The organism is Thiofractor thiocamini (genome assembly GCF_055384375.1).
In genome coordinates this window covers 187,629-206,754 of the sequence record NZ_AP042389.1, presented here as the reverse complement: position 1 = coordinate 206,754, position 19,126 = coordinate 187,629, and the positions used below count along the sequence as shown (strand labels likewise).

Here is a 19,126-nt window from a genome sequence, read left to right as displayed (position 1 = left end):
TACCTCTATAAATACTCTTTTAAAACTTCGGGTATCTGTATAGTACCGTCTTTTTGCTGATAATTCTCCATGATAGCTATCAGGGTTCGCCCGACTGCCAAAGATGAGCCGTTTAAAGTATGAACTAGTCTGTTCTTTTTGCCATCTTTATATCTTATCTTGGCTCGTCTTGCTTGAAAATCCCTTGTGTTTGAAACGGAACTTATCTCTCTGTATCTACCTTGTCCGGGAAGCCAAACTTCAAGATCTATGGTTTTTGCCGCACTAAATCCAAGATCACCGCCACAAAGCATTACAAGCCTGTGAGGAAGTCCCAAGGATGTAAGAAGGTCACTCGCGCACTCAACCATCTTATCAAAGACCTTGTCGCTTTGTTCCGGTTTTGTTATACTTACCAACTCTACTTTATCAAACTGATGCTGTCTGATGATACCTCTTGTATCTCTTCCCGCACTTCCGGCTTCTTTTCTAAAACATGCTGTATATCCCGTCATCAAAAGAGGCAATTCGTCACTACCTATGATCTCATCTCTATAGAGATTGGTTAGAGGAACTTCAGCCGTAGGTATAAGATACAACTCTTCACCTTCGATCTTAAACAAGTCATCTTCAAACTTTGGAAGCTGACCGGTTGCTTTCATGGACTCTTTGTTGACTATATATGGCACACATACCTCATCAAAGCCTCTTTTTGCATTGAAATCAAGCATATAATTTATCAAGGCTCTTTCTATCTTAGCTGCACCGTTTTTCAAAACGGAAAACCTGCTTTTAGCCAGCTTGACACCTCTTTTAAAGTCGATCCAGTCAAGATCTTCAGCCAATTCCCAATGCTCTTTTGGTTTGAAATCAAACTCTCTTGGAGTTAAAACTTTTTTTATCTCTACATTGTCATCTTCATTTTCACCGACAGGTACGTCATCATCGGGGATATTTGGTATGTTTAAAGCGTAAATTTCCAGTTCACTCTCCAAATCATTCACTATCTTTTGTTCAAAATTTATAGATTCTTTGATTTTATCAAGTTCACTTTTTAGCAAAGCGACATCTTTTCCCTCTTTTTTATATATAGGAAACAGCTTGCTCTTTTCATTTTTTTGCGCCTGCAAACTCTCTAATTTTGCTCTTTGTTCTTTTAAAACCACAAAGAGTCTTTTCAATTCTTTAAGTACTTCTTCTTTTATATTTTTTTTTCTGAGTTTTTGTGATATCTCATCAAAACTGTTTTGTACTGATTTTAAATCCAACATTACAATATCCCTACTTTTTCTCTTATGATTTGCATTTTATCACTGGCTATCTTTCTTGCTTTTTTAGCTCCGTCATTTAAGATATCTCTTACCTCATCTTTATGAGATAGATAATACTCTCTTTTTTCACGCGCATCACTAAAATATTCCCAAATCTTATCTTTCAAAGTTGCTTTGAAGTGACCGTATCCCTCTTTTCCGCTTTTATATCTTGCTTGAAGTTCTAAAAGTTCGTCGTTGTCCATAAAAAGTTTGCACAGTTTATAGACATTGCAATTTTCCCACTCTTTTGGCTCTTCAAGAGGAGTTGAATCCGTTACGATCTTGCCTGTTTGTTTTTTGAGCTCTTTTTGTGTTGTAAAGATATTTATCGTATTACCGTAACTTTTACTCATTTTAGCCCCGTCGATACCTGGAACCGTAGCGACATTTTCATCTATCTTGAATTTTGGAAGAGTCAATATATCTCCGTGAGTATTGTTGAATTTTAAAGCTATATCTCTTGTGATCTCCACATGCTGAACTTGATCTTTGCCAACCGGAACTATGTTTGAATCATAAAGAAGTATATCTGCAGCCATCAAAACCGGATATGAAAAAAGTCCGTGATTTGCCACTATACCTTTGGCAACTTTGTCTTTATAGCTATGAGCTCTCTCAAGAAGCCCCATAGGAGTATATGAAGAAAGTACCCAGTAAAGCTCCAGTACCTCTTTTACATCGGATTGCACCCAAAAAGTAGCCTTTTGGGGGTCTATACCAAGTGATAAAAAACTGATAGCGGCATCTATGGTATTTTCTCTTAAAGCGTTTCCGTCTTTTAGCGAAGTAAGTGCATGGTAGTTTGCTATAAATATAAAAAGATCGCTTTTGCCCTGGTATTCAAGCATTTGTTTGATGGAGCCAAAATAGTTCCCAAGATGCAAAACACCCGAAGGCTGAATGCCTGTTAAAACTCTCATAATAATCCTCTAAAAAAATTTACAGATTATATCAAAAAGAGTCATAAAAGATTTTTAATCATACCGTCAAACAAAGGCAAATCACAAATTATCGTGTAATATCCATGATCAACTTTTTAAATTTCAAAACCTGAGGTTTTGTGCTGCGTCTATCACCTGATAAAAGTATATCGGTGTTTACGACGCTGTTGTAGTACTTGTCATTAGTTTCATCATCTATATAGAGATTGCCGCCTGACAATGAGCCGGCATTTAACTCAAAGCCACTACTTCTTCCAAACAGATATATATCTGCAGATAACTCTCCATCTGTTTTTCTGCTGACATATACTCCTTTTTTACCGAAAACTGCCCCGGCGGTCAAACTTATAGTAGCCTTTCCGTCAGTTATGCCGTCAAGTCCTCTGATATTTTCAAATATCATAATAGCATCAGTTGATCGTAGTCCTGCCTGGAAGCCAAAACTAAAATTTCTAAAAGTTACAAAAGAAGGATCGCTCCAACCGTTATCGTTTTTAATGGTCAATATACCGTGTCCGTAACTTCCTCCAAAAAGAAAGCTACCGTGTTTCAAGTTTGGTATAACGACTATCGCTTTTGCGTTTTGCAGAACTTTTTGAGGAATTTTTATATGAGAATTTTGTATAATATCCATTGTAGTTGAAATCATTCTGTTTTCTTTAAAACCCGCATATAAACTAACTATACAAAATGAAACAATCATAACTAACTTTGACAATCTCTTTGACATAACTATTCCTTTATCATTTATTGGACACATATTATACTGTTTTTTTTAAAATTTAACAAATTTTATCTCATTATAAAAAAATTTATTTGCACTTAAAGACAATAAGTTACAATAAATATATATTTACTCAGGAAACATCATGTATAAAGATTTTGAATATTACAACACACTGCTGGTTCAAGGTGTCGCAAACAAAGTAGGCCCTACGGCTCCAACCATAACCCCTTCCGCATCTTTTGGGTACAAAGATTCGTATCAGGCCGAAGAGATATTTGCCGGGGAGTTAAATCTGCCTTTATATGCAAGAGTGGGAAATCCGACAAATGCGAAACTCGAATCCGTCGTTTCCAAGATAGAGGGCGGTTTTGGAGCCATAGCCACATCTTCAGGCATGGGGGCATTGCATTTGGCGGCTAGTTCATTTTTAAAAAGCGGGGACGAGATACTTTGTGTGGGAGGATTTTTTGGAGGTACCTATACTTTGGCAAACGAGACGCTAAAAAGATTTGGTATCAAAAGCAGTTTCTCTAAAAGCGATGATATAAAATTTATCGAAAACAAACTTGAAAACGGCGTAAAGGTCGTATTGCTTGAGAGTGTTTCAAACCCGACTCTTAGACTTCCCGACATTGACTTTATAGCATCTTTATGCAAAAGGTATGATACTCTTTTGATAGTTGACAATACCGCTACACCGCTTTTGCTAAGACCTCTTGAATTAGGAGTAGATATAGTTGTTCATTCTACCACCAAAAATATGAGTGGTCACAGTGCGGCTTTGGGAGGAATTGCGGTTTTTAGAAAAGTAGATATGAAAAATGATAAACTTTTAAATAAAAAATACAGCGATATCCATCCCATGATAGAAAAATACAAAGAAAAATCTTTCATAGCCATATGTAAAAAAAGAGCTTTGAGGGATATGGGAATGAGTGCAAATGCTTTTGGTTCGTTTTTAACTCTTTTGGGTCTCGAAACTCTCTCCTTGAGGATACAAAGGGTAAATGAAAACGTTGATACCATAGTGAAAGCATTAAGTAAAAATATAGGAAAATCTGCCAAGATAAACCATCCCTCCATGAAAGAACATATCGACCATGAAGTATACAAGAGATATTTTTCAAACGGATGTGGTCCTTTATTTACCATAGATTTTGGAAGCAAACAAAAATCTTTTGAAGTTTTGAACAGATTAAAACTGATAACACTCACGGCAAATATAGGTGACAACAGAACTTTGGCACTTCATATGAACAGTACTATCTACAGGGACTTTGACGATAAAGTAAAAAAATCCATGGGCATAACCGACGGACTTGTCAGAGTATCGGTAGGACTTGAAAATCCGCAAGACATTATAAACGATTTTACCAAAGCGATAAATTTGGTATAATATCAGTATGAAAAAAATAGTCATATTTATCTTCTCTGCACTTTTGCTTTATGCCGCATCTAGCGATATAAATAGTTCGAATATAGATGATATACTAAAAAACATACCGAAAAATTCACCCGAATACTCTTTGGATCTTTTATATGCAAAAAAGATAAAAACCCTTAAGTTCAAAAAAGAGGATATATCCGCTTCAAATGTTAAGAATTATTTAGACTATCTTATTCTCTTTAAAAAAGTATTGGCTCTTCAAGAGTTTATACTCTCATCTGATGATTATTTTGCGGATCTGAATAAAAAATTAAATATACTTTCATCCTCAAAGACCCCTACCCAAAAACTGGAGTACATATATTATAAAAAACTTATACAAATTGGTCAAGAAAAAGAAAAATATATAAAAGAACATATAAAAGAATGGAGAAAAAGATTATATGATAAGCTTTTTACTATAAATTTTTCAAAAAAAACCGCCGAGGAAAATATAGATATATATCAGCAAAAAATAGAAAAAATCGATAAAAAACTTGAGAGTCTGAAGATAGATCTGGAAAAATGGAAAATAGCAGAAGATAAAAAAAATATAAATCTTATTCAAAATTTGATAAAAGAAAATTTGGATATCAAAACTGATTTAAAACGTAAAGTTATAGACAATTACATAGTAGAATTCTTATATTACATTAAAATAAAAGATAAAAAAGCTTTCTCGGTGGAGAAAAAGATAGATACATTGTTATCAAAAGACAAAAAAGCATATATTGCATTATTTAGTTATTTTGAAAAAATGAGTTTTGGCAATGCAGAGCTTATATTGAATAATACCATAGCTGAAGTAAAACTATTTTTTGAAAAAACATGGGGAGTACTTAACTATCCTCTGTTTAACATTGATAGCAAAAATATATCCCTTATAAACTTTTTTATATTTACCATTTTAATACTTGCGGGACTATATATAGGCAAGTATTATAAAAAAAGTATATATGGTCTAAAACAAAAATATGGCATAAACAATTCAACGGCAACTCTTTTGGCAAACATAGGATACTATCTTATACTGACCATCGTTTTTTTATCATCTCTAAAATCCATAGGATTAAACCTTAGCTCATTGACTGTCATAGCCGGAGCATTATCGGTCGGTATCGGTTTTGGTTTGCAAAATGTCGTATCCAACTTTGTCTCAGGTATCATTTTGATGTTTGAAAAGAGTATAAAGATAGGTGACTATATACAACTTGATGAAGATACAAGAGGAACGGTAACCGATATAAGGATGAGATCACTTACCATAAGAACAAATGACAACATAGACCTCATAGTTCCAAATCAAAACTTTATCCAAAATATAGTAACGAACTGGACTCTTAACGACAGTTCAAGAAGGTTTCGCATACCTTTTGGTGTAGCTTACGGCACGGAAGTTGAAACAGTAGAAAAAGTTATATTGGATGCTTTATTAAAAATGGAATTACCCCATTACAAAATCGGAGATAAAAAACCACTCATTACTTTTACATCCATGGGAGACAGCAGCATAAATTTTGAACTTTTTGTATGGGTAAAAGATGAACTGACCCTAAGGCCTAGATATACTACAAGCGAGTTTTTAAAGATGATATATAAAGCGTTAAATGATGCGGGTATCAACATACCGTTCCCTCAGCAGGATATTTATATCAAAGAACTTCCCTCTTTAAAACTCCAAAATGATCAAGCCGGCAGTAAGCAGATCACATCCACTGCCAAATCATAACTACCGTCAATATAATTGTAACTATCATTGCAAAAATAGAAAATATATTTTGAAAGCGAGTAGAAGTGTATTGTCCCATTATATTTTTATTGTTTGCGATCATCAATGCAAACCCTATAAGAACCGGTATGAGAATCCCATCTAAAACCTGCGAATAATAAAGAGCGTCTACTACCGTAATAGTAGGTATCACATCTATCATATCCCCTGTTAGTAATGCACCTATGAATACTATATAAAACCCTTTGGCATCACTAACTTTATAATCCATACCTTCTCTCCAGCCAAATGTATCGGCCACTGCATATGCAGTTGAGCCGGCAAGTACAGGGATGGCCAATAAACCGGAAACTATAATGCCTATTGAAAATAGTGCAAAAGCATAATCACCGGCAACCGGATGAAGAGCTTTTGCTAAAGTTCCGACATCCTCTATACTGTTTTTTGTCCCATAAAGCATAACCGCACCTGTTACAATCATAGCAAGTGCAAGGAGATTGGAGTATACCATACCGACAATAGTATCATATCCGACTTCATCAGCTTGTACGATACTTTTCTTCTCCTCTTTCTCTTCTGAAGCTTGCCAAAACATAAGATATGGGGAAATGGTAGTGCCAAGCATTCCCAGTGCCGCTATAACCCATACCTGACTGAACTCTATGTGCGGTATAAAAGTATTTTTTAAGATCAGCACCAAAGATGGTTTTGCCATAATTGCAGAGATAATATATACAACCAAAGCAACAGTTAGCCAGATAAGTATCTGCTTAATCTTCTTATATTGTCCAAAAGTTATAAGATATGCTATAAGAGCCGTTATGGGTATAAGAAAATGTACTGTTTTATATCCGCTTATCATATGCAGTATCGTTGCTATGGCATTCAAATCGGCTCCTATAGTTAATATATTTGCCAGTGATAATGTCATTATCATGATAACTGTTATCTTTTTAGAGTAGTAAGCTTTTGTAATTTCAGGTAAACTTTTTCCTGTTACTATAGCGATACGCGCTACCATATTTTGTATAGCTATCATCATTGGGGTAGAAAGAAGCAAAAGCCACAACTGGGTAAAACCTGTCGTTGCACCCACAAGAGTATATGTAACGATACCGGCAGGATCATCTCCTGCCCCACCGGTTATGATGCCTGGTCCTAGTTTTTTGATACGCTCTCTGTTTTTTGACACATCTAAACGAATTTTTTCTTTTAGTTTCATATTGATTTCATCCTTTTTCAGGCAAAATTATACCAAAAAAACTAAAGTGTATTTGTCATCATCCTTACTTAGTTTTATATCAAATTTATAGTATAGTGATAAAATAAAATTTTAGAAGGTACAAAGCGATAACACATTATCTTTCCTTACTTATTTATACACGATACAGTAGCACTCATCACCATATTAAATCCACTTGCCGCGGCAAGTATCATGATATCTTTGATAGGGAATGAAGCGACCCTCTATTCAGTACGACCAATAGCATGAAAATACTCTCTAGAATAATGGGGCTTGTCGTAGGTGCCATTGCAGCATAATTTATTATTTCCGGTGTTAAAGGACTTTGGGGCTAAAATATCAAAATTCACTATTTTTTTATGATAAATTTTTTGATAATTTACACACTCGTCATACTCATCATCACTTTTGATATCATCATAATCTATAGTAAAAATTTTATCATAACCAAGTTTTACAAGTTCATTATCTATGTATTGGGGATTCATTTTATATTTTTTTGAGTTTTCCAATATGATCTTTATATCTTCTTGATAAACACCGTTGGCACGCATCTCATACTCTATATCTTTTATAGTCATTTCATACCTCAAAAATAATTTTGCGGTATTATATTCCACTTAAAATAAAAAATATCCCCGATACAAAAATCCAAACAACCCATTATCTATGAAATAGATTTATACAGTAAATATAGTTCAGATAGACATAACTTTAAACTCTTAAAATAGCTTGACCATCAAACCGATAACTCTGCAAATCCTCCGCGATAAAAAACTTTCCTTTGTAATTTTGCCTGATTTCATCTTCTAAAAGCTTGAGTGGATATTTCCCTGCATTATGGTATCTTGGGCTTATATGAGTAACGATAAGATTTTTTACATTTGATTCTTTGGCTATTTTACCCACATCATAAGCTGTTGAATGCAAAACTTTAACAGGAAGATTTTCATAAACTTCTTTTGTATATGTAGCTTCATGGATCAATAGATCTATATCTTTGATATGATCTTTCAATATCTCAGGCTTTGCATTATCACCACATATCACAACCTTCCTTCCTTTTATGGGATCTAAAAAGTAATCTTTTGGTTTATAGCATTTGCCGTTTTGAAAAACCTCTTTTCCTTTTTTTAGCTCCCCATACAAAGGTGAGGGCATAAGACCATCTTTTTTTAATTTTTCTTCATCTAAGGAGTTGCTTTTGTCATACTCTTTGATAAAAAATGCAAAACTATCAACTGAGTGATAAAGAGGCAGGATTTGAATGCTGAATTTTTCAAACTCGAAATCGTCATACTCTTTAAACTCTATAACTTGAAGTTTAAATCCCAGTTTTTCAAAAGATATATCCATAGCGCAGTTTAAAAAATCTTTCAATCCTTTAGGAGCATAGATACTAAGAGACTCTTTTCTGTTATCCATCTTAAAACTATCAATAAGTCCCAAAAGTCCATAGTAGTGATCACCATGAAGATGAGTGATGAATATATCTTTCAAACCTCCGCTTTTTAGAGGGCTTTTTAGTATCTGATGTTGCGTAGCTTCCCCGCAATCAAAAAGATACCACCCATGCTCATTTTCCATGGTAAATGCCAGTGCAGATACATTTCTCTCTTTTGTAGGTCTTCCGGCGCTAGTTCCAAGAAATAAAAAGTTCATACTCTTCTTAGTACTCTATCTATACTTTCACTAAATGTCGGATGAGGGAAAACGGCTTTTTTAAAAGTATTCACATCCAACTCTGCCGCAAGTGCCGTAGAAAATACACCTATCAACTCTTCAGCATTAGGAGTAAACATTTCCGCACCGCATACGAAATCTTCTTTATCCGCATATAGTATAACTTCCCCAAGATTTGCCCCGGTTACTGCACTGCTTATCCCAAGATAAGAGAGAGGAAAACTTGCCTCTTTTACTCCTTTATTTCCTATAAAAGCATAAGAAAGAGGTAAAGTAAAGATAAACCTAGGTATATTTGAAAGATCCAATATACTTTTTTTACCCAGGATATTTTTTACAACATTCAAAACTTCCGCTCTTGCGGCATGGGCTAGTTGTAACTTACCGTTACAATCACCCACGGCAAATACATTTTGCATAGAAGTCTCAAAATATTCATCTGTTACTATCCCTCTATCCACTTCGATGATATCATTTTTTACAACACTTGTGTTTGGCATCCTTCCGGTAGCCACAAGAAGCTTTTTCGTTGTGATTTTTTTACCGTCATCAAAAGATACTTCTACCTTGTCATTTATGTTTTTTGCTTTTGAGATTGTACTATTTGGCATCAAAATAACGCCTATATTTTTCAATTGTTCTTCTATCTTGTCAACCAATCTCGGATGAATCTTTCTTGAAATTTTATCATGTCTGTAAACCAAAGTTGTTTCAACCCCGTTTATGGCAAAGAAAGTGGCAAATTCAAGTCCTATGGCACCGCTTCCATATATCACTATCTCTTTTGGCAAACTTTTTAATGTCAATGCTTCTTTGCTTGTGATAATATTTTCATGGTCTATTTGTATCTCTTTTGGCACGAATGCACTAGAGCCTGTACCTATGACGATGTAGTTAGAAGGTACTGTTTTATCATCAACATAGACTCCTTTATCACCTACAAAGCCTTCAGCTTCAATGAGCTCGACACCCGCACTTTTGCATTGAAGAGTTATGGAATCGGTGGATTTTTTCAAATGCTTTTGGATCTTGTTTTGCAAAAGATCGAACTTCAAAGTATCTTTATGCATGGAGAAAACATCCTCTTTTATTTCATATGCCGTTTTTGCTCTATGAAGCAGGTTTTTAGAAGGTATGCACCCATGATGCAAACAAACTCCGCCTAGTTCTTTCATATCTTTTTCAACCAATGCTACTTTTTTCCCTTTTTTTGCCAAAACTATAGCTCCTGCATAGTTCAATCCTCCGCCTATAAAAACAGCATCATACATTTCATATCCTTATGTATTTTCAAGTTCTTTTTTAAAATCCATCACAAACTGTGCCGCGCTTACTCCGTTTACTATCCTGTGATCAAAAGTAAAAGTTGCTTTTATCTTTCCATTTTCCAAGGCTCCAAATGCTGCTATAGCACTGTCATTTGCATTTATCAATGCGTCAAAAGCATCTATCTCAAACATCCCTAAGTTACTTATACCAAATGTAGAGCCGCTTAAATCATCACTACTCAATTTTTTGATTTTTATCTCTTTTAGCCACTCGTTTATCTCTTTTAAACTCTTATCCTCTACATTTTTAAGTACGACCATATACAAGTCCGTACCTCTGCTGAGTGCTACGGAGATATCCGAAGAAGGGTAAACTTTCAAAGTATCATTTTGCAAAACCGACCTTGAAAAATCATACTTTTGCATAACATTTGCTAAAGCCTTCAGTATGTTTGCCGTTAGCTTGATACCCTCTTTTTTCTTTAGGGTAACTTCTTCATATATATGATAAACAGGTCTTTGCCAACTGCTTGTTACAGTATTTATAACTGATTTTTGGTTTGCGGACAGTTTTTTGATTTGCGGGATATTGTTATCTTTTATATACTTTTTTACTTCACTCTCATCTATCTTGTGATCAAGTTTAAAAGAAGACAATTCCAAACCGTATCCATCAAAAAGTTTTTTTGCTTTTGGAGTGAAGTACTTATTTGCAAGGGCTTTGTCTATATCTTTTTCAAAAGCAGGAACAGGAAGCTTTCCATCATTTTGTAATTTTTCTATATCCATATCATATTTCAAAGCCTTTTGCTTGGCAACAGGAGTTGACGTACCTTTTGGCAACGGTTTTTGCTCTTTTTCACCACCAAAAAGAAAATCAACTATATCTTCCTCTTTTTTTACTACTTCTTTTTGGGGTTTTTCTTTTTTAGGCTTACTATCTTTTTGCTCTATTTCTTTCTTTTTGGCATCTTCTTGCTTTGGCTTAACCTCTTGTTTTATCTCACTTTTTGGCGCTTTCATATCGGTATCTATAACTGCTATGGTTGCACCCACTTTTGCTTCATCTCCCTCTTTTAGCAAAAGTTTTTTGACAATCCCGTCTTTAAAAGTTTGAACTTCTATAACCGCTTTATCAGATTCTATATCCGCTATAACATCTCCTGATTTTACTTTTTGCCCCTCTTTCACTTTCCACTCTACCAACTTTCCCTCGCTCATAGAGTCCGAGAGTTGAGGCATCGTTATATTATAATCCATTGTCTCTCCCCCACTTTACTATCTTGTCGGTTATACTTTTTGGTGTCGGGATACTTGCAAGCTCCAAAGCTCTGTTGTAAGGTATAGGCACATCTTCGCCGGCTATCCTAAGAGGTGCTGCATCAAGTGCGAAAAAAAGCTCTTCAACTACCTTACTTATCACTTGTGCTCCATACCCTCCCATCTTGTGATCCTCTTCTACAACTACTACTCTTTTTGTTTTTGAGATGGATTTTTTTATGGTATCAAAGTCTATGGGATTAAGTGAGCAAAGATCTATCACTTCACAACTAACGGATAACTCTTTTTCGATATCAGGAACCGCTTTTAAAACATCATCCACCATCTTAAGATAGCTGATGATAGTTATATCTTTTCCCTCTTTTGCCACTCTTGCCTTAAAAGGATCTATATCTGCTTCAAAGTCAACCGCTCCTTCTTTGTTATATAAAAGCTCATGCTCTATAAATACAACAGGATCATCCAAAAGTATAGCCTTTTTTAAAGCATGATAAGCATAGTTTACATCTGAAGCAGCTAACACATAGATACCGGGAACAGCACTCAGCATCTGCTCATAACTTTCACTGTGCTGAGCTGCAAGCTGTTTGCTGACACCCTGAGGAAATCTTACCACCATAGGAAGAGTTATCTTTCCGGCACTCATATATCTGTATTTTGACATGTGATTTATGATTTGATCAAAAGCCAAAAGAGAAAAGTTCGCCGTCATGATTTCAGCTATGGGCCTAAGACCTCCTATAGCCATACCTACGGCATTTCCTACGATGCTAAGTTCAGCTATGGGAGTATCTATGGCCCTTTTCTCTCCATATTTGGCAAAAAGCCCCTCACTTACTCTGTAACTTCCGCCATACATCCCCACATCTTCACCGAGTATTACAACACTTTCATCTGTTTGCATACACTCATCTATCGCCTTGTTTAGTGCTTCACGATACAACATTGCCACACTCCTTACAAAAAACATTATCATACAAACTTGCTACTTCCGGCTCTTTTGAGTTAAGCGCAAACTCTACAGCACTATCTACTTCCTCTTTTGCTCTTTTTTCAAGAGATGTTATAAATTCATCATCAAGCCCGAACTCCTCCGTTAGAGTTTTTTTAAGTCTTTTTATCGGGTCTCTTTGCTTGCATATACTCATCTCTTCCTCGCTTCTATAACTGTTAGGATCAGCTATGGAGTGACCTTCGTACCTGCAAGTCATAGCTTCCACAAAACAAGGACCGTTTCCCTCAAGTATGTATCTGTTTGCCTCTTCTATGGCTTCATAAACTGCCATGGCATCCATACCGTCAACTTCTATGGTTCTCATATATGGTTTTGCTTTGTTGCTTTGCTTTTGGAAGTGTGATACTCGCGTGATTTTGGTACCTATGGCATACTCATTGTTTTCACAAAGAAAAAGAAGCGGTAATTGCCATGCTGAAGATATATTGAGTGATTCGAAAAATGCACCGCCGTTGCTTGCTCCATCACCAAATATGACCATTACGGCATTTTCACTCTCTTGATACTTTCTTGCATATGCACAACCTACCGCATTTACGATCTGTCCTCCGACTATAGCATCACCACCGTAAAAATCAAGCTTCGGTTCAAAAAGATGCATAGAACCGCCTCTTCCTTTGCTGATGCCCTCTTCTTTTCCAAAAAGCTCAGCCATCACTTTTTTTGGCTCCATACCTCTTGCAATAGATAGAACATGCTCTCTGTAAGTAGTAAAGACATCACCTTTTTTAAAAGCTTTCATAGCTGCTACGCTAAAACCTTCCTGTCCTATATCAAGATGTAAAAATCCTGATATGTTTCCTTTTAGATAGTACTCTTTGGCAGCATACTCAAACTCTCTGCCAAGATACATCAGATAATATAACTCTTCAGCCGTTGTCTTGTTCATGATCTTTCCTCCTCTTACTATACAGCGGGATTGGCTTAAGTTTCATTTCGGTTTATACCGGTTCTGAAGGTGTCCATTTGTGCATGACGCACAAATAACCTGAAGCCTCAGAAAAATTGCAGGATGCAATTTTGAGAATGAGATAAAAACTGAAATGAAACTTAAGCCATACAACATTTAATTCTCTTCTGCCAAAAACTCCTCTAAAGCATTCTTTACAGGTGTCATATACATCAAAGCCGGGCCACCGTGCATCAATACTGCCTGCATACTAGCATCAATAACCTCTTCTTTGGTTGCTCCAGCATCAAGCGCACTTTTTACATGCAAAGCTATACACCATTCACACTGAGCTGCGACTGCAAGAGCGACATTGATAAGCTCTTTTTGTTTTTTCGAGAGCACATCCTCGGCTTCAACCGCAGACATAAACTCTTCAAAACCCTTGATTTGATTTGGAGTCTCTTTTTGCAAAAACCCGATCAATCTCTTGACGTCTTGTAATTTCTCAGTATATTTGCCCATCTTTACACTCCTTATGTGAAATCTTTTTATAATTATAACTCAATTTTCATTTACTTTTCTGTTACTTTTTAGACTATAAACTGAAACTGAGATTGAGGGGATTTAAGAAGAAATATTTTGCCTGTTGAGGCTACAATTATAACAGTATAACTTTGTATTGCTACAGCAAATACGGCTCCGGTTTGCCGATATAAAAACCTTGCAACATATCAACCTTATCCTGGAGATATTCAAAAAGTTCTTTCGAGCATACAAATTCTGCTATCGTTTGCAATTCTAAAGTTTGGGCAAATTTTACTATCGAATCAACCAATTGCTGCATTTTTTTATCTTCTAGAACCTGTGTTATTATCGTACCATCAATTTTTATAAAATCTACATGTAATTTTGCAAATTGTGCAAAGTTTGAGTATCCGCTACCAAAATCATCAAGCGCAAACGATATGCCTCTTTTTTTGAAGGTAGTTATAAATTCGTTTAAAAGTTCAAATTCTTTTAAAGCTTCGTTTTCAACTATTTCTATGGTCAACCTTTTGGCGACATCAGGATACTTTGAAACTAAAGTTTCAAGTAAAATCCTTATAGTTTTATCTTTTATATCCTTTAGAGTAAAATTCACGCTAAATGTAAAATCACTGTATTTAAAAGTTTCAAAACTTTTTATAAGCATTGATTTGGTAAATTCTGTATAAAAAGGGGCTTCAACTAAAGTTTCTAGAAAGTCTTTCGGCTCAAGTATCTCATCTTCATACTTTAACCTCATCAAAACTTCATATTTTAGTATCTTTTTAATGTCTTTAAGGGTTATATAGATAGGTTGATAGTAAGGAATTATATCATCTCTTATCATTATCTCTTTTAATTTTTGGACAAGTGTTAATTCTTGTTTTATGTTTTCTATAAGATGCTCTATCTCTTTTGAAGCAATCAAATCCTTTTTATCGCCCCTAAACAGCGCAAACTCACAAGACTCGAGTGCTTTATCCTTAAATTTACTATATGCACCATAAAAAAATATATCATATTTTTCATTGTTAGCCATGATAGATATGGATGAATTTAACTCATCAAATAAAACTCTGGCATTTTTTTCACTATCTACCAAAATTGCAAATTCATCCCCATATATTCTATAATTTTTTATTGAAGTTGATGTTTTTAAAAAGCCCGCGACTTTTTTAAGTATTCCATCCCCTATCTCGTAACCATAAAGCATATTAAGTTTTGAAAATGCTTTTATATTGATGATCATGATATATACATCTTTAAATGTATTAATATCTTTTATCAATTGAAATCTGTTAGGAAGTAATGTTATGGGGTCTATATAAACTGAAAGTAACTCCTCTTCTATAAACATACCGCTTAAAAGTGTAACCATCTTTAAAAAGAGTGCTATCATTTCTACATAAATCAATACAAAATAGTAAAAATCACCCCTTTCATAAAAATTTACTGCTTCAGTAGCACACTCATAAAGCTCTTTATTTGTTCTTAAAAAATCATCTTTTACATCTTGATCATCAAAAAATATACCGCTTCTATCCTCAGCAAATTTTATAAACTCACTAATCCTACCATTTATCTTAGGAGGTTTTTCTCCTTTTAAAAAACTATTTATAAGATTTTCCAACCAAACAATAAGCTCATCTATGATAGCAAGATCTTTTTTTGTAACAAAATTCGGGTTATTATTGATACCAAGTTTGAGTGATTTTATCTCTTTTGGCAATCTATACTTTAGATACCCCTTTGCTAAAATATTTTCATTTGTTTGTAACTGTTTTTTCTCTTCAAGGGAGAGGGTATAAGAAAAAGTATCCAAAAAGATAGCCAATTTTGAAAAGCTTATGGTTTTTTTATAGACCTCTTTACCCATCTCTTCAAGTTTATTTTTGTCTATATCTTTTTTAATTAAGTTTGAAAGCATCTCTTTTAAAAATTGTTCATTTTCCATAGTGATCCATTTAAAATAACTTTTTTTATATTCATCATCAAAAAACACGCTCATATTCATTTTTATCCGTTGATTAAAAACTTTATTTAATTTTAATCCAATTAAGCTTTAAGAATTATTAATATATTAATATATATGTAAAATATCTGCAATATACTTTGCACTGCTGAAGCACCATTGGAAGTTATATCCTCCAAGCTCTCCGGTTACATTTACTACCTCACCTATGAAAAAGAGATTTTTTACGAATTTACTCTCAAATCCGTTAAGCTCGCTTGTATCGACTCCGCCTTTTGTCACTTCAGCTTTTTCAAAGCCAAAATTACCTGCCGGTGCAAACTCATAATCTTGAAGTAAATTTATGGTCTCTTTTGATTTATTTATGGGCAAATCCGGCAATTCATGTGCTTTTAAAAATGATATGATAAATCTTTTTGGAAGCGGTAAAGCATTGGATATGGTTTTATTGGATTTTTTATATTTGAAACCGGGCAGAAAATCAACTTTTATCTTTCCTTTTTTCCAGTATAGTGAAGCATTTAGTATAGCGGGGCCTGTGATGCCTCTGTGAGAAAAAAGTATATCGTCTTCAAAAATCTTACCCTCTACTTTCACCTTTACTTTTAAGCTAACACCACTCAACTCCTTCATCCAAAACTGCTCTTTTTGCAAACTAAGCCCTACAAGAGCGGGAGTTGGAGAGACGATAGTATGCCCGAAACTTTTGGCGATTTTATAGCCTATGTCAGTTGCTCCAAGCTTTTTATAACTTATACCACCGGTTGCAATCACCACTTTTTTGGCTCTTATATTACCTTTGGATGTATAAATGATAAAATCTTTATCTTTTTTAACTTCCAAAATTTCAGCTATAAATTTCTTTTTATCAAGCTTTTTTATGATTTCATTTGAAGTTTGAGCAAAGTATTGGTTATTTTTTATCTTTTTATATTTGATACCACTAAAAAAATTCAGTACATCTTTTGGAGTATAGTAACTTAAAACTTCATCGATTAGCTTTTTATCTCCCACATAGTTATCACTACTTACAAACTCGTTTGTGAAGTTACATTTTCCTCCACCACTTACTTTTATCTTTAAAGGCAAAGGATTGTGATCGATAAGGATATAATCTTTCTTATCTAAAAAAGAGGCTAAAAAAAGTCCGCTAGCACCAGATCCCAGTATAGCTACATCGCAACTTTTTATGAACATTTTTTAAAGTAAACCACCCCGAGAGCGGGCATATCAAACTCTATAGAGTCTTCTCTTCCCCATGCCAGAACTTTTTGAGATTTGTAAACTCCTTCATTTTCATAGCTCCACCCCTCATAACTACTGTCTTGAGAATTAAATATCATTTTATAATTCCCTTCCTTTGGGACTGCTATACGGTAGTTCTCTCTTTTATGATCCGCAAAATTACATACTACTATGATAGTTTCATCCATATCATCACTTTTTCTAAAAAATGAGATGGTATTGTGTGAAGCATCCGTTCTTTCAATCCATTCAAAACCTTTATGTTCACCATCATAACGATATAAAGCTTTTTCCTCTTTATAGATTTGATTTAATTTGGCTATCATGTTTAAAAGCCCTCTGTGTCTTGGACTGTCTAAAAGATGCCAATCCAAACTCTCTTTGTAATTCCACTCTTTATACTGGGCAAACTCTCCGCCCATAAAAAGAAGCTTTTTACCCGGATGTGCTATCATATAAGCAAACAATGCTCTTAAGTTTGCAAATTTTTGATTGTCATCGCCTGCCATTTTGTTGATGAGTGAGCCTTTCATATGCACTACTTCATCATGGCTCAAAGGAAGTATGAAATTTTCATCAAATGCATACCATATGCTAAAAGTAAGCCTCTCTTGATGGTGTTGTCTGTATATGGGATCAAGTGAAAAGTACTTCAAAGTATCATGCATCCATCCCATATTCCACTTAAACCCAAAACCAAGTCCCCCGTCACTTACGGGTCTTGTGACTTTTGGATAAGCGGTTGACTCTTCGGCAATCATCACTATACCTTCAAATTCGCTATAAACAGAACTGTTTAACTGCTTCAAAAATTCTATAGCTTCAAGATTTTCATTGCCGCCATACTTGTTTTGTATCCATTCACCGTCTTTTCTTGCATAGTTAAGATAAAGCATACTTGCAACCGCATCCACCCTGATACCGTCTATATGATACTTTTCAAACCAAAAAGATGCACTACTGATGAGAAATGCCCTAACTTCGTTTCTTCCGTAGTTAAATATCGCACTACCCCATTCGGGATGATAACCAAGTCTTGGATCTTTATGTTCATACAAACAAGTTCCGTCAAATGTAGACAGCCCATGACCATCAGTAACAAAATGCGAAGGCACCCAATCAAGTATGACACCTATACCCTCACTATGCATGATATCTACAAACTCCATAAACTCTTTTGGAGTGCCGTATCTTGCAGTCGGAGCAAAGTAACCTGTTACCTGATACCCCCAGGAACCCTCAAAAGGATACTCAGTTATTGGCATAAGCTCTATATGGGTATAATTTAAAGATTTTACATATTTGCTCAGTTCTATAGCGGCTTCTTTGTAAGTTAAAGACCTGTTATCCTCTTCGACTTTTCTTCTCCAAGAGCCTAAATGAACTTCATATATACTGATAGGTTTATCATGAGCATTTACCTTGCTCCTTTTTTTCATCCACTTTTTATCAATCCACTTATAGCCGTTTATATCATAAGTAACAGAAGCTGACTTTGGAGGTTTTTCACAATAAAATGCGTAAGGATCGGTTTTTAAAAGAATTTTATCCTCAATCTTTGATACTATGTGATACTTGTATGTAACATTTTTTTTAACACCCTCTATAAATCCTTCCCAAATGCCGGAGTCATCGTCTCTTGGCTTTAAAGGGTGAGCTAAAGGATCATACCTGTTAAAATCAGCTACAACACTGACCTCTTTTGCATTTGGAGCCCACACCGAAAAATAAACCCCTTTTTTACCCTCTCTTTGCATAAAATGAGAACCGAACTTGTCATATAGTTTTGTATGGGTTCCCTCTTTAAAAAGATAGATGTCAAGTTCACTGAACCTACTTATATCATAATGTACCACTTAAACTCCTTTTATTCGTGAGTCGTGAGAC

Annotated in this window: 16 protein-coding genes; 2 read left to right on the top strand and 14 right to left on the bottom strand. The window is 34.9% G+C overall.

Annotated elements, in window-relative coordinates; genetic code table 11:
• Positions 1 to 5 precede the first annotated feature (5 nt).
• From serS to ACZ47B_RS01015, 3 genes are all read right to left on the bottom strand, one after another.
• Complete coding sequence (serS, locus tag ACZ47B_RS01025) at positions 6 to 1,250, bottom strand: serine--tRNA ligase (protein ID WP_464894824.1); 1,245 nt, start codon at positions 1,248 to 1,250, stop codon at positions 6 to 8.
• The gene (trpS, locus tag ACZ47B_RS01020) at positions 1,250 to 2,212 is read right to left on the bottom strand and encodes a tryptophan--tRNA ligase (protein WP_464894823.1); all 963 of its coding nucleotides are present in this window, start codon (positions 2,210 to 2,212) and stop codon (positions 1,250 to 1,252) included. Before trpS ends, serS begins: the two co-directional genes overlap by 1 nt.
• 88 nt (positions 2,213 to 2,300) lie before the next feature.
• On the bottom strand, positions 2,301 to 2,963 hold the full coding sequence (locus ACZ47B_RS01015; protein ID WP_464894822.1) for a lipid-binding SYLF domain-containing protein: 663 nt from the start codon (positions 2,961 to 2,963) through the stop codon (positions 2,301 to 2,303).
• Between the two features lie 139 nt (positions 2,964 to 3,102).
• On the opposite strand from ACZ47B_RS01015, the gene ACZ47B_RS01010 reads away from it, so the two are divergent.
• Positions 3,103 to 4,356 carry a trans-sulfuration enzyme family protein gene (locus ACZ47B_RS01010; RefSeq protein ID WP_464894821.1) on the top strand — a complete coding sequence of 418 codons (1,254 nt, stop codon included), beginning with the start codon at positions 3,103 to 3,105 and terminating at the stop codon, positions 4,354 to 4,356.
• A 7-nt stretch (positions 4,357 to 4,363) separates the two neighbouring features.
• Positions 4,364 to 6,115 carry a mechanosensitive ion channel family protein gene (locus tag ACZ47B_RS01005; protein ID WP_464894820.1) on the top strand — a complete coding sequence of 584 codons (1,752 nt, stop codon included), beginning with the start codon at positions 4,364 to 4,366 and terminating at the stop codon, positions 6,113 to 6,115.
• On the opposite strand, the gene ACZ47B_RS01000 is transcribed toward ACZ47B_RS01005, so the two are convergent.
• From ACZ47B_RS01000 to glgB, 11 genes are all read right to left on the bottom strand, one after another.
• The gene (locus tag ACZ47B_RS01000; RefSeq protein WP_464894819.1) at positions 6,093 to 7,337 is read right to left on the bottom strand and encodes an NRAMP family divalent metal transporter; all 1,245 of its coding nucleotides are present in this window, start codon (positions 7,335 to 7,337) and stop codon (positions 6,093 to 6,095) included. The genes ACZ47B_RS01005 and ACZ47B_RS01000 overlap by 23 nt on opposite strands.
• Before the next feature lie 245 nt (positions 7,338 to 7,582).
• Positions 7,583 to 7,939, bottom strand: coding sequence for a hypothetical protein (locus ACZ47B_RS00995; RefSeq protein WP_464894818.1), 357 nt, complete (start codon positions 7,937 to 7,939; stop codon positions 7,583 to 7,585).
• Positions 7,940 to 8,072: 133 nt separating this feature from the next.
• Positions 8,073 to 9,020, bottom strand: a complete 948-nt coding sequence (locus tag ACZ47B_RS00990) for a ribonuclease Z (RefSeq protein WP_464894817.1) — start codon at positions 9,018 to 9,020, stop codon at positions 8,073 to 8,075.
• Positions 9,017 to 10,312, bottom strand: coding sequence for a dihydrolipoyl dehydrogenase family protein (locus ACZ47B_RS00985; protein WP_464894816.1), 1,296 nt, complete (start codon positions 10,310 to 10,312; stop codon positions 9,017 to 9,019). The genes ACZ47B_RS00990 and ACZ47B_RS00985 overlap by 4 nt, the downstream gene beginning before the upstream one ends.
• A gap of 9 nt (positions 10,313 to 10,321) precedes the next feature.
• The gene (locus ACZ47B_RS00980; RefSeq protein WP_464894815.1) at positions 10,322 to 11,569 is read right to left on the bottom strand and encodes a 2-oxo acid dehydrogenase subunit E2; all 1,248 of its coding nucleotides are present in this window, start codon (positions 11,567 to 11,569) and stop codon (positions 10,322 to 10,324) included.
• Positions 11,559 to 12,536 (bottom strand): alpha-ketoacid dehydrogenase subunit beta, encoded by a 978-nt coding sequence (locus tag ACZ47B_RS00975; RefSeq protein WP_464894814.1) that lies wholly within the window; start codon positions 12,534 to 12,536, stop codon positions 11,559 to 11,561. Before ACZ47B_RS00975 ends, ACZ47B_RS00980 begins: the two co-directional genes overlap by 11 nt.
• Complete coding sequence (locus ACZ47B_RS00970) at positions 12,523 to 13,494, bottom strand: thiamine pyrophosphate-dependent dehydrogenase E1 component subunit alpha (protein WP_464894813.1); 972 nt, start codon at positions 13,492 to 13,494, stop codon at positions 12,523 to 12,525. Before ACZ47B_RS00970 ends, ACZ47B_RS00975 begins: the two co-directional genes overlap by 14 nt.
• A gap of 177 nt (positions 13,495 to 13,671) precedes the next feature.
• Positions 13,672 to 14,019, bottom strand: coding sequence for a carboxymuconolactone decarboxylase family protein (locus ACZ47B_RS00965; RefSeq protein ID WP_464894812.1), 348 nt, complete (start codon positions 14,017 to 14,019; stop codon positions 13,672 to 13,674).
• 160 nt (positions 14,020 to 14,179) lie between these two features.
• Positions 14,180 to 16,030, bottom strand: a complete 1,851-nt coding sequence (locus ACZ47B_RS00960; RefSeq protein ID WP_464894811.1) for an EAL domain-containing protein — start codon at positions 16,028 to 16,030, stop codon at positions 14,180 to 14,182.
• 72 nt (positions 16,031 to 16,102) lie between these two features.
• The gene (locus ACZ47B_RS00955) at positions 16,103 to 17,191 is read right to left on the bottom strand and encodes a BaiN/RdsA family NAD(P)/FAD-dependent oxidoreductase (protein ID WP_464894810.1); all 1,089 of its coding nucleotides are present in this window, start codon (positions 17,189 to 17,191) and stop codon (positions 16,103 to 16,105) included.
• On the bottom strand, positions 17,182 to 19,095 hold the full coding sequence (gene glgB, locus ACZ47B_RS00950; RefSeq protein WP_464894809.1) for a 1,4-alpha-glucan branching protein GlgB: 1,914 nt from the start codon (positions 19,093 to 19,095) through the stop codon (positions 17,182 to 17,184). Before glgB ends, ACZ47B_RS00955 begins: the two co-directional genes overlap by 10 nt.
• Positions 19,096 to 19,126 lie beyond the last annotated feature (31 nt).

Coding starts and splice junctions, on each gene's coding strand:
- ACZ47B_RS00960 (WP_464894811.1), bottom strand. CDS start 16,030: ATGAGCGTGTTTTTTGATGATGAATATAAAAAAAGTTATTTTAAATGG.
- ACZ47B_RS00995 (WP_464894818.1), bottom strand. CDS start 7,939: ATGACTATAAAAGATATAGAGTATGAGATGCGTGCCAACGGTGTTTAT.
- trpS (WP_464894823.1), bottom strand. CDS start 2,212: ATGAGAGTTTTAACAGGCATTCAGCCTTCGGGTGTTTTGCATCTTGGG.
- ACZ47B_RS00975 (WP_464894814.1), bottom strand. CDS start 12,536: ATGTTGTATCGTGAAGCACTAAACAAGGCGATAGATGAGTGTATGCAA.
- ACZ47B_RS00985 (WP_464894816.1), bottom strand. CDS start 10,312: ATGTATGATGCTGTTTTTATAGGCGGAGGATTGAACTATGCAGGAGCT.
- ACZ47B_RS00955 (WP_464894810.1), bottom strand. CDS start 17,191: ATGTTCATAAAAAGTTGCGATGTAGCTATACTGGGATCTGGTGCTAGC.
- ACZ47B_RS01010 (WP_464894821.1), top strand. CDS start 3,103: ATGTATAAAGATTTTGAATATTACAACACACTGCTGGTTCAAGGTGTC.
- ACZ47B_RS00980 (WP_464894815.1), bottom strand. CDS start 11,569: ATGGATTATAATATAACGATGCCTCAACTCTCGGACTCTATGAGCGAG.
- ACZ47B_RS01015 (WP_464894822.1), bottom strand. CDS start 2,963: ATGTCAAAGAGATTGTCAAAGTTAGTTATGATTGTTTCATTTTGTATA.
- serS (WP_464894824.1), bottom strand. CDS start 1,250: ATGTTGGATTTAAAATCAGTACAAAACAGTTTTGATGAGATATCACAA.
- ACZ47B_RS01005 (WP_464894820.1), top strand. CDS start 4,364: ATGAAAAAAATAGTCATATTTATCTTCTCTGCACTTTTGCTTTATGCC.
- ACZ47B_RS00965 (WP_464894812.1), bottom strand. CDS start 14,019: ATGGGCAAATATACTGAGAAATTACAAGACGTCAAGAGATTGATCGGG.
- ACZ47B_RS00970 (WP_464894813.1), bottom strand. CDS start 13,494: ATGAACAAGACAACGGCTGAAGAGTTATATTATCTGATGTATCTTGGC.
- ACZ47B_RS00990 (WP_464894817.1), bottom strand. CDS start 9,020: ATGAACTTTTTATTTCTTGGAACTAGCGCCGGAAGACCTACAAAAGAG.
- ACZ47B_RS01000 (WP_464894819.1), bottom strand. CDS start 7,337: ATGAAACTAAAAGAAAAAATTCGTTTAGATGTGTCAAAAAACAGAGAG.